This window comes from Halopseudomonas sabulinigri, assembly GCF_900105255.1.
GTDB classification, from domain to species: Bacteria; Pseudomonadota; Gammaproteobacteria; order Pseudomonadales; family Pseudomonadaceae; genus Halopseudomonas; species Halopseudomonas sabulinigri.
This window is the reverse complement of record NZ_LT629763.1, coordinates 982980-999677: the sequence shown is the minus strand read 5'-3', so window position 1 is coordinate 999677 and position 16698 is coordinate 982980. Positions and strand designations below refer to the sequence as shown.

At 56.8% G+C, this 16698-nt stretch carries 13 protein-coding genes and 3 tRNA genes; 12 read left to right on the top strand and 4 right to left on the bottom strand.

The genetic code is table 11. From position 1 onward, the window contains the following. Window positions 1–7 precede the first annotated feature (7 nt). Both prpF and BLU26_RS04390 read left to right on the top strand, forming a co-directional pair. Complete coding sequence (prpF, locus tag BLU26_RS04395) at window positions 8–1195, top strand: 2-methylaconitate cis-trans isomerase PrpF (RefSeq protein WP_092284215.1); 1188 nt, start codon at window positions 8–10, stop codon at window positions 1193–1195. 184 nt (window positions 1196–1379) lie between these two features. Beyond that, the gene (locus BLU26_RS04390; protein WP_092284213.1) at window positions 1380–2168 is read left to right on the top strand and encodes an SDR family oxidoreductase; all 789 of its coding nucleotides are present in this window, start codon (window positions 1380–1382) and stop codon (window positions 2166–2168) included. Between the two features lie 51 nt (window positions 2169–2219). On the opposite strand, the gene folD is transcribed toward BLU26_RS04390, so the two are convergent. Next, complete coding sequence (folD, locus tag BLU26_RS04385; RefSeq protein WP_092284211.1) at window positions 2220–3074, bottom strand: bifunctional methylenetetrahydrofolate dehydrogenase/methenyltetrahydrofolate cyclohydrolase FolD; 855 nt, start codon at window positions 3072–3074, stop codon at window positions 2220–2222. A gap of 323 nt (window positions 3075–3397) precedes the next feature. Here folD and BLU26_RS04380 point away from each other — a divergent pair. The 3 genes from BLU26_RS04380 (at window position 3398) to BLU26_RS04370 (ending at window position 3723) form a co-directional block, all read left to right on the top strand. Continuing rightward, window positions 3398–3474 (top strand) — tRNA-Arg (locus tag BLU26_RS04380). A gap of 35 nt (window positions 3475–3509) precedes the next feature. After that, window positions 3510–3585 (top strand) — tRNA-His (locus BLU26_RS04375). 53 nt (window positions 3586–3638) lie between these two features. Next, window positions 3639–3723: transfer RNA gene (locus BLU26_RS04370), tRNA-Leu, on the top strand. A gap of 138 nt (window positions 3724–3861) precedes the next feature. On the opposite strand, the gene BLU26_RS04365 is transcribed toward BLU26_RS04370, so the two are convergent. Continuing rightward, window positions 3862–4182 (bottom strand): hypothetical protein, encoded by a 321-nt coding sequence (locus BLU26_RS04365; RefSeq protein ID WP_157719299.1) that lies wholly within the window; start codon window positions 4180–4182, stop codon window positions 3862–3864. 339 nt (window positions 4183–4521) lie between these two features. Between BLU26_RS04365 and BLU26_RS04360 the strand changes: the two genes are divergently transcribed. Continuing rightward, window positions 4522–4884: an EAL domain-containing protein gene (locus tag BLU26_RS04360; protein WP_231702003.1), complete on the top strand. Its 363-nt coding sequence runs from the start codon at window positions 4522–4524 to the stop codon at window positions 4882–4884. Here the strand turns inward: BLU26_RS04360 and BLU26_RS04355 are convergent. Then, window positions 4854–5986 (bottom strand): IS3 family transposase gene (locus tag BLU26_RS04355; RefSeq protein ID WP_092284205.1). Its coding sequence is split into 2 segments (ribosomal slippage): window positions 4854–5746 and window positions 5746–5986, totalling 1134 coding nucleotides; the frame shifts between segments, so codons are not numbered across the junction. The two genes, BLU26_RS04360 and BLU26_RS04355, sit on opposite strands and share 31 nt — an antisense overlap. Before the next feature lie 239 nt (window positions 5987–6225). Between BLU26_RS04355 and tig the strand changes: the two genes are divergently transcribed. The 6 genes from tig (at window position 6226) to BLU26_RS04325 (ending at window position 14966) form a co-directional block, all read left to right on the top strand. Then, a complete protein-coding gene (gene tig / locus BLU26_RS04350; protein WP_092284203.1) occupies window positions 6226–7572 on the top strand; it encodes a trigger factor in 1347 nt (448 codons plus the stop codon). 88 nt (window positions 7573–7660) lie between these two features. Continuing rightward, entirely contained in the window at window positions 7661–8302 is a 642-nt protein-coding gene (gene clpP / locus BLU26_RS04345) for an ATP-dependent Clp endopeptidase proteolytic subunit ClpP (RefSeq protein WP_092284202.1), read from the top strand. A gap of 173 nt (window positions 8303–8475) precedes the next feature. Continuing rightward, entirely contained in the window at window positions 8476–9759 is a 1284-nt protein-coding gene (gene clpX / locus BLU26_RS04340; protein WP_092284200.1) for an ATP-dependent Clp protease ATP-binding subunit ClpX, read from the top strand. 186 nt (window positions 9760–9945) lie between these two features. Further along, complete coding sequence (lon, locus tag BLU26_RS04335; protein WP_092284198.1) at window positions 9946–12345, top strand: endopeptidase La; 2400 nt, start codon at window positions 9946–9948, stop codon at window positions 12343–12345. A gap of 214 nt (window positions 12346–12559) precedes the next feature. Further along, on the top strand, window positions 12560–12832 hold the full coding sequence (gene hupB, locus BLU26_RS04330; RefSeq protein ID WP_092284196.1) for a nucleoid-associated protein HU-beta: 273 nt from the start codon (window positions 12560–12562) through the stop codon (window positions 12830–12832). 232 nt (window positions 12833–13064) lie between these two features. Continuing rightward, window positions 13065–14966 (top strand): SurA N-terminal domain-containing protein, encoded by a 1902-nt coding sequence (locus tag BLU26_RS04325; protein ID WP_231702002.1) that lies wholly within the window; start codon window positions 13065–13067, stop codon window positions 14964–14966. Window positions 14967–15152: 186 nt separating this feature from the next. On the opposite strand, the gene BLU26_RS04320 is transcribed toward BLU26_RS04325, so the two are convergent. Beyond that, on the bottom strand, window positions 15153–16385 hold the full coding sequence (locus BLU26_RS04320) for an OprD family porin (protein ID WP_092284192.1): 1233 nt from the start codon (window positions 16383–16385) through the stop codon (window positions 15153–15155). Window positions 16386–16698: the final 313 nt, after the last annotated feature.

Here is a 16698-nt window from a genome sequence, read left to right as displayed (position 1 = left end):
AAACAGCATGTCCAATGCCCCCCAAATCCGCATTCCCGCCACCTACCTGCGCGGCGGCACCAGCAAAGGCGTCTTCTTCCGCCTGCAAGACCTGCCCGAACCCTGTCAGGTTCCAGGCGCGGCCCGCGATAAGCTCTTTATGCGCATCATTGGCAGCCCCGACCCCTATAGCGCGCATATTGATGGCATGGGCGGCGCCACCTCCAGCACCAGCAAGTGCGTGATTCTGTCGGCCAGCAGCCAGCCGGATCACGACGTCGATTATCTGTATGGTCAGGTCTCCATCGACAGCGCCTTTGTCGACTGGAGTGGCAATTGCGGCAATCTTTCGACCGGTGCAGGTGCCTTTGCCATCCATGCCGGGTTGGTAGACCAGTCGCGCATTCCGGAAAATGGCGTTTGTGCCGTACGTATCTGGCAGGCCAATATTCAGAAAACCATCATCGCCCACGTGCCGATCAGCAATGGGCAGGTACAGGAAACCGGTGATTTCGAATTGGACGGTGTGACCTTTCCTGCGGCAGAAATCGTGCTGGAGTTTCTTGATCCCTCCGACGAGGGTGAGGAGGGTGGCTCGATGTTCCCCACCGGCAACTTGGTCGACGAGTTGGACGTCCCGGGTATTGGTAACTTCAAGGCCACCATGATCACTGCGGGTATTCCGACTGTGTTCGTCAATGCCGAGGATATCGGCTATCAGGGCACCGAGCTGCGCGAAGACATCAATAGTGATCCGGTGCAGCTTGCTCGTTTCGAGCAGATTCGCATTGCCGGTGCGCTGCGTATGGGGTTGATCAGCACGCCAGAAGACGCCATCAAGCGGCAGCATACGCCCAAGATCGCCTTCGTCTCGCCGCCCAAGAGCTACAAGGCGTCCAGCGGTAAAGAAGTCAATGCGAGCGACGTCGACCTGCTGGTACGCGCGCTGTCGATGGGCAAGCTGCATCACGCCATGATGGGCACTTGCGCGGTGGCGATTGGCACTGCGGCCGCCATTCCGGGCACTTTGGTGAATCTGGCCGCAGGTGGTGGCGAGCGCACGGCGGTGACCTTTGGTCACCCCTCAGGAGCGCTGCGGGTGGGCGCTGAAGCGCAACAGGTGGCGGGTGACTGGCAGGTGACCAAGGCCATCATGAGCCGCAGTGCGCGTATTTTGATGGAAGGCTGGGTGCGGGTGCCGGCTGATACCTTCTAAACGGCCCGTTCTCTTCATCACAACCCGGCTGAGCGCCGGGTTGTTTTTGTCGGTTATGGGTCGTGCCTGGCCAAGTCTGATGCACGCGGTGAATAGCTCATCGTTCATGCAGCAGCGCCAGCTGGCGCGGTATGTGCGGCGTGCTAGTCTGGTTTTTTATTTCTCATTCGATAGGGAATTCGTCATGAATCTGGATCTGTCAGGCAAGCGGGCGCTGGTATGCGGCGCCAGTCAGGGGTTGGGTGAGGCTTGTGCGCTACAACTGGCGCAGCAGGGCGCGGAGGTGGTGCTGCTGGCGCGCTCGGCTGACAAGCTCCAGGCGCTGTGTTCGCGCCTGCCAGCAGAGCATGGCCAGGAGCACGGTTTTCTCGCGGTAGACGCGCATGATCGCGCCACTCTCTCCGAGGTGGTGGGTTACGAGCTGGAGCAGGGAGGTGATCTGCACATATGGGTTAATAACACCGGCGGCCCGGCACCGGGCCCGGCCAATACGGCTGACCCGCAAGCCTACGCCGATGCCTTTATGCAGCACATGGTCAGCGCGCAGGTGCTGTTACAGCTACTGTTACCGGGCATGCGCGCGGCGGGCTACGGGCGCATCCTGAATGTGCTGTCTACCTCGGTTAAGCAGGTGATCCCCAATCTGGGTGTCTCCAACACGGTGCGCGCAGCTATGGGTAACTGGGCCAAGACGCTGGCCGGAGAGCTGGCGGCAGACGGCATTACCGTCAATAACGTGTTGCCTGGCCTGACGCGCACCCCGCGCCTCGATAGCCTGATTGAGCATAGCGCTAAGAGCAGCGGCAAGACGGTGGAGCAGGTCACCCAGGCAATGGCGGCGAGCATCCCGGTGCAGCGTTTTGCCGAGCCGCAGGAGTTTGCCAATGCGGTGGGGTTTCTGGCATCGCCTGCGGCGGCGTACATCACCGGAATCAATCTGCCGGTCGATGGCGGCAAGACCGGTAACCTCTAACGCAAAACGCCCAGCACTCTGGCTGGGCGTTTCAGCTTGCGAGGTTGCAAATCAGTCGTGCAGATGGGCACAGGCGTGCAGGGTGTTCTCAAGCAGGCAGGCGCGGGTCATCGGGCCAACGCCACCGGGCACCGGTGTGATCCAGCTCGCTCGCTCGGCAGCTGCAGCAAATTCCACATCGCCGACCAGGCGGCCGTCCTCCATGCGGTTGATACCCACGTCGACCACTATGGCGCCGGGTTTGATCCACTCACCTTTCACCAGTCCTGGCTTGCCAGCGGCGACCACCACCAAATCCGAGCGGCGCACATGATCTTCCAGACTCTTGGTGAAGCGGTGGGTAACGGTGGTGGTGCAACCAGCCAGCAGCAGCTCCAACGCCATCGGACGGCCCACGATGTTTGAAGCGCCGACCACGGTGGCGTCCAGGCCGTACAGGTCAACACCAGTGCTGTTCAGCAGACGGATGATGCCCATCGGGGTGCATGGACGCAGCAACGGCATGCGCTGGGCCAGGCGGCCGATGTTATAGGGGTGAAAGCCATCCACATCCTTGTCGGGGCGAATACGCTCCAGCAGTTGTGATGCTTCGAGGTGCGCGGGCAGCGGCAGCTGTACCAGGATGCCGTCAATCTCCGGGTCGTCGTTCAGCGCGTCGATCAAGTCCAGCAACTCATTCTGCTGGGTGCTGGCGGGCAGGTCGTGCGAGCGCGAGATAAAGCCGACTTCCTCGCAGTCCTTGCGCTTGTGGGAAACGTAGACCTGGGAGGCCGGGTCACTGCCGACCAGAATCACGGCCAGGCCTGGCAGGCGCAGACCGCGGTCTTGGCGTTCGGCTACTTTGGCGGCGATGTCCTTACGGAGGTTGGCAGCAATCTGCTTGCCATCAATGAGCTGGGCGTTCATGGGGTTCCTGACGCAGATAAAATTGGCGGCATTGTCGCACGGCGGGGGCTGCAGGCAAAAGGGCGATCACGAATCCGTCGTGCAATTGCCGCAAATGCCCGGCAGCGGCTGCGCAATTGCGCCGTCGATTAGCGTTAAGCTCCTCTTCTGATTAAAAAAATCAGTCTCCGGCGTTGACGTGGGGCAGTGCGCTCAGTATTATTCGCCCCGCTTCACAAACACAGCGATACCGGTTTGGAAGGCGACCAGGCTCCACCGAATGATCGTCACAAAAGGTCAGTCGGACATGCCGATGATGCTTCATCATCTAGTGTGTGCAACAGGCGCCCGTAGCTCAGCTGGATAGAGCATCCGCCTTCTAAGCGGATGGTCGCAGGTTCGAGTCCTGCCGGGTGCGCCATTGCGCGAAGGTGTGGAGTGTTGAAGTGAGTAGTGGTGGGCGTAGCTCAGTTGGTAGAGCACAGGATTGTGACTCCTGTTGTCGTGGGTTCGATCCCCATCGTCCACCCCATTATTCTTCGAAAATGCCAGGCTTGCGGTCTGGCATTTTTGTTCCAGCGTTATGCGGACGTGGTGAAATTGGTAGACACACCAGATTTAGGTTCTGGCGCCGCGAGGTGTGGGAGTTCGAGTCTCCCCGTCCGCACCATCTTTTCTTTGGTTTACGTGTATCGGAATGCGTCAGCAAAAGCCGCCCTCTTCAGGCGGCTTTTTTGCTTCAATTGACGTATTACTGCTAGCGGGGCGGGCTTGCAAGTGTATTCCTTGCTGGCAGAGTACAGCATCATCAATGCGCGGCATAAAAAAGTCCGGCGAACATGATCGCTGCGCCGATGACAACAAGTCCTAGTGCAAGCTGGTGGTGGGCTCGTTTATAAAAGCCGCCAAACGCCCGTGCTATGCCTTCCTCGTCGGAGCTTATGCTGATTAGGCGTTTCCCCGGCTTTGTGGATGGAAAGCTGTAAACCAAGAAGGCAGCTGAGATACAGCAATAAAAGACAAAACCCCAAATTATGTTTTCGCCTTCTATATCTAAGCCACCAGGGGTTCTGCTGGGGAGTATGACGAACAGTTTTCCGGTCCAAGCCCCGAAAATGGCGTAACCCATGACTCCAACACTTGCGAAAAACGGTTTGAACCTTATCCATCTCATTACGTACTTTCCCTGTAGTTGGTTGCGTGCATGCTAATCCTTCTAGCCGCGATTTCGCTGGTTTTTGTCGGAGTGCGGGTGGGTGACTAGCTGACTCGCTGAGCGAGTTCGTGCGGCTGACTTCATAGAAACGTTGCTGGTCACCTGTTTTTTTGTTTTTACGTGGTATTTGATCTGTCCTTTGCCAGCGCACCTTGATTTTACAGTAACGGGGTAGAGCCCCTTGCAAGTTAAGACCTTACGCCAGACAGGATCGAGCTGGAAATTACTGAAGGCGCTCTTATCGATAATCTGGTGCATGCGCAGCAGGTATTCTTCGAGTTGCGCGAAATGGGCGTAAGGCTCTCCCTGGGTGATTTCGGCACCGGGTACTGTTCTCTGGGTTATTTGAAAAAAATGCCTATTGATAAGCTCAAAATTGATCAGAGCTTTGTGCGAGATATAACGCTTTCCGCGCGAGACGCTGCCATCGTTGAGGTGATCCTCAAATTAGCTAGCCAGCTGGATCTGCTATGTATTGCCGAAGGGGTGGAAACGGTCGCCGAGCTCGACTGGTTGCTCGATAAAGGGTGTAAGGTTTTTCAAGGCTATTTATTCCATGGGTTCTACCCCGTTTCCACGGACGGTTATAAAACGGCTGTGAGCTTCCGATCCTGAGCAGCAACTCTACGTCGCATCCTGGGGTTATGGAGCCGCTCGATGTATTCAAACAGATCAGCTCTTGCCTCGTCCTGCGTTCGGTAACGCCGATGGTGTACTCGCTCACGTTTCAGCATGCCGAAGAACCCTTCACAGGCTGCGTTGTCTCCGCAATGGCCAACCACGCTCATACTGCTAACCAAATGGTTACTGCCAAGATAACGCTGGTAATCGCCGCTGGTGAACTGGCTGCCGCGGTCAGAATGCAATATCACAGGTGTTTCGCCCTGACGTTGCCACACAGCCATTTGCACGGCTCTAATTACCATCTGTCGATCCTGCCGGTGGTGCATAGACCAGCCGACGATCAGCTTGCTGAACAGATCCAGAACCACGCAGAGAAATAGCTTTCCTTCCTGGGTGGAGATCTCCGTAATGTCAGTGACCCATTTGGTATCAGGTTCCAATGCGGAGAAATCCCGTTCAAGGTGATTTCGAATACCTTGTGGCCGATTCGATGCACGTCCGAGACGTCCTCGCTTCCTGCGGGGCCAACCCTGAATGCCGTGCTTAGCCATTAGCCTTGCAACCCGATTCAGGCTGGCTGCAACGCCTTCAGCAGCTAAGTCTTCGTGCATACGGGGCGACCCAAGCATTCCGCCACTGTCATCATGAATCTCTCTGATCCGCCTCAGCAGACGCTGGTTAGCCTTTGCTCTGCTGGAGAGCGGTCGAGATACCCAGGCGTAATAGCCGCTGGCAGAAACCCTCAGACAGCGACACATAAGGCGTATGGGGAACTGGTCGCGACAGTGCTGAATCGCCTGATACCTCAGGACGACTCCTTTGCAAAGAACACTGCCGCTTCGCGCAAAAAATCGCGCTCCTTTTTTACCTGCGCCAGTTCCCGCTTCAGGTTGGCAAGCTCCTCATCACGGGCCGCCCCAGAGCCCTTGAAGGCCTTGCTCGGCTCTTCATTCGCTTCACGTACCCATCGGGTCAACATGTTGGGATTAACGCCTATTTCCAAAGCTACCTGTCGGCAGCTTGTGCCTGGTTGGCGAGATAGCGCGATGGCTTCGCGCTTGAATTCGGGGCTGTATTTTCTGCGTTTGGTCATGAACACTCCTTCGGCACATTGCGCCTCTTTTCAGAAATGTCCGCAGTAACGGGGTAGAACCCCATTCGGCCGATGCCTATCCTCGAGTTCGAAGAGCTTTTGCAGGCCCATCATGTTGGATAAGAATCAGGTTATTGCTCGCCTGCCAAGCTGGTGATGACTTCTATTGCTTAAGCGATTAGACTACCCGGCTTTTACTAAATCACTAATTTAATTTGATCGTTCAACGAGGACTCTCCATGCAAGTTTCGGTTGAAACCACCTCCGGCCTCGAGCGCCGCATGACCGTTGGCATTCCTGCCGATCGTATTGAAAACGAGGTCAAAAAGCGTCTGCAGCAGACCGCGCAGCGCGCCCGTGTAGATGGTTTCCGTCCTGGTAAGGTGCCGATGAGCGTCATCCGCAAGCGCTTCGGTGCTTCTGCTCATCAGGAAGTGATCGGTGAAGTGATCCAGTCTTCCTTTTATGAAGCCATCATGCAGGAAAAGCTGAACCCGGCCGGTGCGCCGAGTGTTGAGCCCAAGAGCATGGAAGAGGGCAAGGACTTCGAATACATCGCCACTTTTGAAGTTTACCCTGAAGTCGCCCTGGCTGATTTCGGTAGCATCAGTGTTGAGCGCCTTGAGTCCGAAGTGACCGACGCCGACCTGGATACCATGCTGGAAACCCTGCGCAAGCAGAACACCCGCTTTGAGGCTGTTGAGCGCGCGGCGCAGAATGACGACCAACTGACCATCGACTTCGTCGGTAAGGTTGATGGCGAAGCGTTCCAGGGTGGTACTGCCAATGGCAGCAACATCGTACTGGGCTCTGGTCGCATGATTCCCGGCTTTGAAGAAGGCCTGGTTGGCGCCAAGGCGGGTGACAACCTGACCCTGAACGTGACCTTCCCCGAAGATTACCAGAACCTGGATCTGGCCGGTAAGGCTGCCGAGTTCGACGTAACCGTGCAAGCCGTGGCAGAACCTGCACTGCCAGCGCTGGACGAGGAGTTCTTCGCCCAGTTTGGCGTTACCGAGGGTGGTATCGAAGGTTTCCGCGCTGAAGTTCGCAAGAACATGGAGCGTGAGCTGAAGCAAGCGATCAAGACCAAGGTCAAGGCTCAGGTCATGGACGGTTTGCTGGAAATCAACACCGTTGACGTGCCCAAGGCGCTGGTTGCCAACGAAATCGACCGTCTGCGCGAGCAAGCTGTGCAGCAGTTTGGTGGTGCCAACATCCAGGCTAGCCAGCTGCCGGCTGAGTTGTTCGAAGAGCAGGCCAAGCGTCGCGTCAGCCTGGGTCTGGTTGTCGCTGAAGTGGTCAAGCAGAACGATATCAAGCCCGACAACGATCGCGTTCGCGCCATGATCGAAGAGCTCGCTGCTGCCTATCAGGAGCCTGAGCAGGTAATCAACTGGTACTACCAGAATGAGCAACAGCTGGGCGAGATCCAGTCGGTTGTGCTGGAAGAACAAGTGGTGGATACTGTGCTGCAGAAGGCGCAGGTTACCGACAAGAAGGTAGCTTACGAGGAAGCCGTTAAGCCTGCGCAGCCTGCACAGGTTGAAGCCGGCGAAGCGGAAGAGAACAGCGCAGACGAGTAATCTCGTTGCCGTTTTTCGCTAACTAGAGCCAGCCTTCGGGCTGGCTCTCGTGTTTTCGCGACATGCATATTTGGAGTGACAGGAATCCATGACCCATAACAGCTTTACGCAGTTTCCACCGGACGTGCAGGCCGCCGGCGGTCTGGTACCAATGGTTATCGAACAATCCGCCCGTGGTGAGCGCTCCTACGACATCTATTCCCGGCTGTTGAAAGAGCGGGTCATCTTCCTGGTGGGTCAGGTAGAAGACTACATGGCCAATCTGGTTGTCGCGCAGCTGCTGTTCCTTGAGTCGGAGAACCCGGACAAGGATATTCACCTGTATATCAACTCGCCTGGCGGCTCTGTCACCGCGGGCATGGCGATCTACGACACCATGCAGTTCATCAAGCCCAACGTCAGCACTTTGTGTATTGGCCAGGCTTGCAGCATGGGTGCTCTGTTGCTGGCTGGCGGTGCGCCGGGCAAACGCTATTGCCTGCCGCATGCGCGGATGATGATCCACCAGCCGCTGGGCGGCTTTCAGGGTCAAGCCTCGGATATCGAGATTCATGCGCGCGAGATCCTGTTCATCCGTGAGCGTCTGAACAAGGTGCTGGCTGACCACACGGGGCAGCCGCTTGATGTGATTGAGCGTGATACCGATCGTGACCGCTTCATGAGTGGCTCCGAGGCGGTAGAGTACGGTCTGATCGACCAGATGCTCGAATCGCGTCCAAGCGCTGAGTAACTATTTGTTTCACGCCAACAACCCCCGAATCAGCTGATGATGCTGCTGACCACGCGCAAGCGCGTGGTCAGCAGTGGGGTTTGTCTGGTGCATGTTGATCGGGTCGCACTTGCAATGTGGGCACATTGCCCCCATCTTTATATTCAAGAGCGATTCAAGAGTAGGGGTTTTCGATGACCGATATGACTGGGAAGGGTGACGACAACGGCAAGCTGCTGTATTGCTCCTTCTGCGGCAAGAGCCAGCATGAAGTGCGCAAGCTGATTGCCGGCCCCTCCGTGTTTATCTGCGATGAGTGCGTTGATCTGTGCAACGACATCATTCGCGAAGAAGTTCAGGAAAGTCAGGCTGAGAACAGCAATCAGAAGCTGCCGACGCCGGTGGAAATCTGTTCCATTCTGGATCAGTACGTCATTGGTCAGCAGCGCGCCAAGAAAGTGTTGTCTGTGGCGGTGTACAACCACTACAAACGGTTGAATCAGCGTCAGGGTAAAGATGAAGTCGAGCTGGGCAAGAGCAACATCCTGCTGATCGGCCCTACCGGTTCGGGCAAGACTCTTCTTGCAGAAACCCTGGCACGCCTGCTCAATGTGCCTTTTACCATCGCCGACGCAACCACGCTTACTGAAGCGGGTTATGTAGGTGAAGACGTAGAAAACATTATTCAGAAGTTGCTGCAGAAGTGCGACTACGATGTAGAGAAGGCCCAGATGGGTATTGTCTATATCGACGAGATCGACAAAATCTCGCGCAAGTCGGACAACCCCTCAATTACCCGCGACGTATCGGGTGAGGGCGTGCAGCAGGCGCTGTTGAAATTGATCGAGGGTACCGTTGCCTCGGTACCGCCGCAGGGTGGTCGCAAGCATCCGCAGCAGGAATTTCTGCAGGTGGATACGCGCAATATCCTGTTCATCTGTGGCGGCGCTTTTGCTGGGCTTGAGAAGGTTATCCGTGACCGTTCCGAGCGCAGCGGCATTGGCTTCAACGCCACCGTGCGCAGCAAGGACGGCGGCAAGAAGGTAGGTGACACCTTGAAGGACGTCGAGCCGGATGATCTGGTGCGGTTCGGCCTGATTCCGGAATTTGTTGGTCGTCTACCGGTTATTGCGACTCTTAACGAACTGGATGAAGAAGCCTTGATCCAGATTCTGACCGAGCCGAAGAATGCGCTGACCAAACAATATGCGCGTCTGTTCGACATGGAAGGGGTAGAGCTGGAGTTCCGCACCGACGCACTCAAGGCGATTTCGTCCCGTGCGCTGGAGCGCAAGACCGGTGCCCGTGGTTTGCGCTCGATCTTGGAAAGTGTGCTGCTGGAAACCATGTATGAGATTCCGTCAGCCGAGCATGTCAGTAAGGTGGTAATCGACGAAAACGTGATCAGTGGTGAAGCCAAACCATTGCTGATTTACGAAACGCCGGAGCAGCCACCGAAGGCAATGCCTGAGGATTGATCTGCAAGCTGTTGATTGCGCCGCCACTTTGGCGGCGCAGTCGTTTTTGCTGCAGGCAAAATGCGGCAATATTATTACCGTCTTTCCGCTTGTTTTTTCGTTTCCCAGCCCCCATCTTGAATTCATGGACTTTTTTTCTTCCGGCGCAGTGTTACGCAAGCGCCCCTCAGCGAGTGAGCCTCAGCCATGACGACTCTTAGCGAATTCCCGCTACTGCCATTACGCGATGTGGTGGTGTATCCCCATATGGTCATCCCGCTGTTTGTCGGGCGTGACAAATCCATTCAGGCGCTCGAGCAGGCAATGTCAGGCGGCAAGCAGGTATTGCTGATAGCCCAGTGCGACCCGGCTGAGGATGATCCTGCGCGCGACGGGCTTTACGACATGGGCACCGTCGCCACCATCCTGCAGTTACTGAAGTTGCCTGACGGCACCGTCAAGGTGCTGGTGGAGGGTGAGCAGCGCGCACGCATCGACTCCCTCGACGAGGTTGAGGGTTACCAGAGTGCCGAGGTGGAGCTGCTAAGCGAAAGCGAGCTCGACGAGCGTGAGGCGGAAGTTCTCACCCGCAGCTTGATGAGCCAGTTCGAGCAGTTTGTGCAGTTAGGCAAGAAAGTCCCCTCCGAGGTGGTCTCATCGCTCTCCAGCATTGATCAGCCGGGCCGTTTGGTCGATACCATGGCGGCGCACCTGTCGTTGAAGCTGGAAGAGAAGCAGGCGATTCTCGAGATTCTGCCGCTGCGTGAGAGGGTAGAGCATGTGCTGGGTGTGCTGGATGGCGAAATTGATCTGCTGCAGGTCGAGAAGCGCATCCGCGGTCGGGTCAAGAAGCAGATGGAGCGCAGCCAGCGCGAGTACTATCTGAACGAACAGATGAAAGCCATCCAGAAGGAAATGGGTAACCTGGATGAAGGGCACAGCGAGTTTGACGACCTGCGCAAGAAGATCGATGACGCGGGCTTATCGGAAGAGGCGCTGAGCAAAGCCAATGCCGAGTTCAACAAACTGAAAATGATGTCGCCGATGTCCGCAGAAGCGACTGTAGTGCGCTCCTATATCGACTGGTTGACTGCCGTGCCCTGGAAGAAATCCAGCAAGGTGCGTCATGACATTCAACGTGCCGAGAAAGTGCTTGAGGCAGACCACTACGGCCTGGAGGAGGTCAAGGAGCGTATCCTTGAGTACCTTGCCGTACAGAAGCGTGTGCGCAAGCTGAAGGGCCCTGTGCTCTGTCTGGTTGGGCCTCCCGGTGTGGGCAAGACCTCGCTGGGTGAATCCCTTGCGAGAGCAACCAATCGCGAGTTTGTGCGTATGGCGCTGGGCGGCGTACGTGATGAGGCAGAAATCCGCGGTCATCGGCGCACCTACATTGGCTCGTTGCCCGGTAAATTGATTCAGAAAATGACCAAGGCCGGCGTCAAGAACCCGCTGTTTCTGCTCGATGAGATCGACAAGATGGGGCAGGACATGCGCGGCGATCCGTCTTCCGCGCTGCTTGAGGTTCTTGACCCAGAGCAGAATCACGCCTTCAACGATCACTACCTGGAGGTGGATTACGATCTCTCGGATGTGATGTTCATCTGTACCTCCAACTCGATGAACATTCCGGCACCGCTGCTCGATCGCATGGAAATCATCCGTATTCCGGGTTACACCGAAGACGAGAAAATCAACATCGCGCAGCGTTATCTGGTGCCCAAGCAGGTCAAGAATAACGGCTTGAAAAAGGATGAGCTGACCTTCAGTGAAGCGTCGCTGCGGGACCTGGTGCGTTATTACACCCGCGAAGCCGGTGTGCGCGGGCTGGAGCGTCAGATCGCCAAAGTCTGCCGCAAGGTGGTGAAGGAGCAGGCTGGGGAGCGAAAGCCCAAGCCCGTGGCCCTGGATGAAACCATGCTTGAGCATTACCTGGGAGTACGCAAGTTCAAGTACGGTCTGGCGGAAGAGGCCGACCAGGTAGGGCAGGTAACCGGACTGGCCTGGACCCAGGTTGGCGGCGAGTTGCTGAGCCTGGAAGCTGTAGTGGTGCCAGGCAAGGGACGGCAGATCAAGACCGGCTCGCTGGGTGATGTCATGCAGGAGTCGATCAGCGCCGCGCTGACCGTGGTTCGCAGTCGTGCAGCCAGCCTTGGGATCAAGGCAGACTTCCATGAAAACAATGACATACACATTCACGTGCCGGAAGGCGCGACGCCCAAGGATGGCCCCAGTGCGGGTATTGGCATGTGTACTGCACTGGTGTCATCGCTGACCAAAATTCCGGTGCGAGCCGATGTCGCCATGACCGGTGAGATCACCCTGCGTGGCCAGGTATTGCCGATTGGCGGCCTGAAAGAGAAGCTGCTGGCGGCACACCGTGGCGGGATCAAAACCGTCATCATCCCGCACGACAACGTGCGTGATCTGAAGGAAATTCCTGACCGGATCAAACAGGATATTGACGTCAAACCTGTGAAATGGATTGACGAGGTGTTGCAGATTGCGCTGCAATACATGCCGGAGCCCTTGAAAGAAGGGGTTGAAGAGATGGTTGCAAAGGATGACAATCGCGAGACTGATGAGAAAGGACGCATCAGTACTCACTGAGGCGATTAGGGTCCGGTGAGTGAAGCGCGTCCAGTGTGAAAGCGTTTTGCTAACCGGTCCCGGATTACCTCAGGCATTCCTTGACACGGTTTTTGACCGCTTGCTATAAAGCGTGCTTCGACCTAAGCAGGTATGCTGACTGGCCACAGCTTTGCTAAGACCACAAGCTTACATAATGACTAACAATTCATTGAATTAAATAAGGGGACTTAGAGTGAACAAGTCTGAACTGATTGATGCTATCGCCGCATCCGCCGATATTCCTAAAGCTGCTGCCGGTCGTGCTCTGGACGCCGTCATTGAGTCCGTTACTGGTGCGCTGAAGGATGGTGATTCGGTTGTATTGGTAGGATTTGGTACATTCGCTGTTAAGGAGCGTGCTGCACGCACCGGCCGTAACCCGCAGACTGGTCAGCCGATTGAAATCAGCGCTGCCAAGATTCCTGGTTTCAAAGCAGGTAAGGCACTCAAGGACGCTGTGAACTAATTGCGTCCCTGATCTGATGTGACATGCCGACTCCCCAGGGCCAAGGCATGCTACGGGGTCATCAGGACGCACAGGCCATCAGGCCGATAACGTCACACAGATGACTCCGTCAGTTACCAGAAAGGCGCATCTACCGGATGCGCCTTTTTTGTTGGAAAGCGAGAAAGGCCACTCAAGGTTTGAGCGGCAAAGACCTGATGCTGAGCGCACAGGTTAAACAGAATTCGGGGGCATGATGCTGCAAAACATGAGGGACAATGCGCAAAGCTGGGTCGCTAAGGTGATCGTCGGCGTCATTGTGCTGATTTTCGCGTTGACGGGCTGGGAGTCGATCAGTCGTTTCTCCAGCGACGCTGAGAAGGCTGCTGAGGTAAACGGAGAAGTGGTCTCCAAGCTGGAGCTGGAACAGGCCGTCGCCTTGCAACGCCGTCAATTGATTCAGCAATTGCAGCAGATGGGCAACAACAACTTTGATCCCAGCATGATTGATGAGCGCTTCCTGCGCACCAGTGTGCTGGATGGTCTGATTGAGCGGGCGGTATTGATCCAGGGCGCTGAAGAAGCTGGCTTTGATGTGTCCGACCAGATGATCGATCAATTGATTCTGTCTACGCCGGACTTCCAGGTTGACGGCAAGTTCGACAGCGACCGTTTCGATATCGTCATCCGCAATATGGGCATGCCCTCACGTTTGGCGTTCCGTGATCTGGTGCGTCAGCAGTTGCTGATCACTCAGTACCGCAACGGCTATGAAGCAACGGCCTTCGCCACGCCTGCCGAGCGCAAGCAACTGGCTGACCTGGAAAACCAGACGCGTGATTTTTCGGTGATCGATGTGCCGGTGGGTGACGCTTCCAGCGTGGCTGTGTCGGATGAGGAAATCGAACAATACTACGCCAGTAACGCGCAGCAGTTCATGACGCCTGAGCAGGTAGTACTGGATACGCTGACGCTGTCGCGGGCTGACTTCTTTGACCGGGTTGATGTTAGCGAAGACGCCGTGAACGAGCTGTACCAGCGTGAGATCGGCAATCTGGCAGAACAACGCCGCGCATCGCATATCCTGGTCGAAGTGCCTGACGAGGCGGATGACGCCGACGCCAAGGCGCGTATCGAGGCCGCCGCCGAGCGCATCAGCGCAGGCGAGGACTTTGCCGCAGTTGCTGCTGACGTCTCCGACGATAGCGGCAGTGCGCGTGAGGGCGGTGATCTGGGCTATGTGATCAAAGGGAGTTTTGATCAATCCTTCGATGACGCGCTCTTTGCTCTGCAACAGGGCGAAGTGTCTGCTCCGTTGCGTACCAGCTACGGTTATCACCTGATCAAACTGACCGACCTCAAGGCGCCAGAAGTCCCCACGCTGGAATCAATGCGCGAACAGTTGGTACAGGAGTTGAAGTCGGAGCAGGTCGAACGCGAGTTTGTTGATGCGTCGCAGGAGTTGGCGAATCTGGCACACGAAGCGTCTGACCTGGCTGAGCCGGCCGCGGCACTTGACCTGAAGATCGAAACCCTCGGCCCGGTAGAGCGTTTGGGTGGTGAAGGTCTGGCGAGCAATCCCAAGGTGATGAATGCTGCCTTCAGTGACGACGTGCTGAAGAACGGCTACAACAGTGAGTTGATCGAGCTGGATGCCGATACTGTGGCGGTGGTGCGGGTAAAACAGCATATGAAACCGGAGCAGCGCCCGCTGGACGACGTCAAGCAGGAGATCAGTGAGCTGATCGCCTACGACAAGGCCGAGCAGGCTGCGGCGGAGCAGGCCGATCAATTCATCGCCAGCCTGAGGTCGGGTGACCTGTCCGTCGAAGCGGTTGCCGAGCAGCAGGAAGCCGAATGGCAACAATATGAAGCGGTAGGGCGCTCTTCCAGCGAAATCCCCACGCCCCTGTTGCGTAACGTGTTTGGCTTGCCCAAGCCGACCGCAGAGCAACCGGTGTTTGCGCGTATCAAGCAGCCCGCTGGTGGGTACTGGTTGGTGGCGCTACGTGGCGTAGCGACCGCAGAGGATGTGCAGGCGGAGGACGGTGCCGGTTCACAGTATCAGCAGTTCATCGCCGGTCAGTCTGGTCAGCAGGATTTCAGCGCTGCGCAGGAGCAATTGCGCACTGACGCCGAGATTGAACGTTTCTGACGAGTTGTCTTGCTGTAAAAAAACGCGCTTCGGCGCGTTTTTTAATGGGCGGCGATCGTGCTGGCGGGTTCGGCAGACGGCAAGAGTTGACCTGCAGGTAAAGCAAAAAAATGCGGTGACCAGGGTCACCGCAAAGCACGACCGGCTTCTGGTGCAGAGGGGGGCTTGAAGTCGGTCGGGAGCAGCCTATTTGAGCGCGAACGAATAGTTCAGGATCAAGCGGTTCTCGTCGATATCGCGGGTAGCGTTGGAGCGCACCATGGCGTTGCGCCAGCGCACCGACAGGTTTTTCAGCGGCTCGCTTTGCAGGGTATAGCTGATGTCGATGTCACGTTCCCATTCGCTGCCCTCGCTAGTGCCGACTGTAAAGTTGTCACCTTGCACGTAGCGGGTAAAGGCGCTCAGTCCGGGTACGCCGAGCGTCGCGAAGTTGATGTCGTAGCGCGCCTGCCAGGACTTTTCATCTGCCCGGGTGAAATCCAGTATCTGCACGTAGTTGGCGATGTAAGGATCGGTCTCGGCGAGATAGGGGAAGGCGGTGTCGCCATCACTGTGCTGATAACCCAGGCGGAAGGTATGCGCGCCGGTGGCCGCCGAAAGCATCAGGGACTTCATCTTGTGATCGATATCCAGCGGCTGGCTGCCGGCATCACCGGTATCAAAGTAGGCCAGATTGGCACCGAGCACCCAATCACCTACGGGTTGATTGTGTATCAGGTTGATCAGCGTCTGCTCGTAGACGTCATCCAACTCGGCGCCCCAGAGTCCAATCTTGGTATTGTCACTGTTGAAGGCGTAGCTGCCCCCCAGATAGTTGAAGCGGTCAGCACTGCCGCCCACAGTGGCGCGAATATCCTCGGAGTTGGTGCTATTACGGTAGTTCACTTCACGCAATTGACCCGCTTGCAGGTCAAGGTTGTCGATTTCGTTGACCGCCAGACTGGCGCCAGTGAACTCCTGCGGCAGCAGGCGCAGGTCGCCGGATGAGGCGATCGGCAGCTTGGGCATCAGCCCGCCGACTTTCAGCACGCTCTGCGACAGGCGCACTTTTGCGGCGGCCGTCGCTTCGCTGTAGCTGCCTGGGCCTTCATCGCCAAAGCTGTTGGGTAGCAGACCGCTGCCTGCGCGTTCATCGGCTGAGTCGAGCTTTACGCCCAGGCCAGCGTACACATCCAGGCCAAACCCGATAAACCCCTCGGTAAAGCCGGATTCTGCCTTGAAGATAAAGCCCTGTGCCCATTCCTCTGCCTTGGACTGGGCTCCCGGGTCGCGGAAGTCTCGGTTGAAATAGAAGTTGCGTAGCTGCAGGTTGGCGCTGGCATCGTCGGCAAAGCCGCTGGCCTGGACTTGCCCGGCCGTGGTGGCGCCCAGTGCCAGGGCGACAGCCCCAGCCAGGGCGTGGGGTTTCACATGCTTCATTGTTGTTCTCCTGATGTGAGTCGGTGCGCTGCGATGGCGCGCACTCAATAAAGCATGCGATCAGTGAAGCGGCCTTACGACGATAGTATTACCGTCATCAAAACGTCATGTGGCTGGGCCGGACGTTGCGGGTAGAAGGCCTGATCTTGACCCTTCGCAGGTGCCGCACTGCCGACGACCGAGCGGCATCGTACTTTAGTCTAGGACGTCTCCGGATGGAGCTTTTACGGTCATAAGCATGCGCCCACCGAAAGGGCGAATAGCGATCACACAAGGCTGAACATTTGCGCCGAATTGCCCATCCCACCTTTTG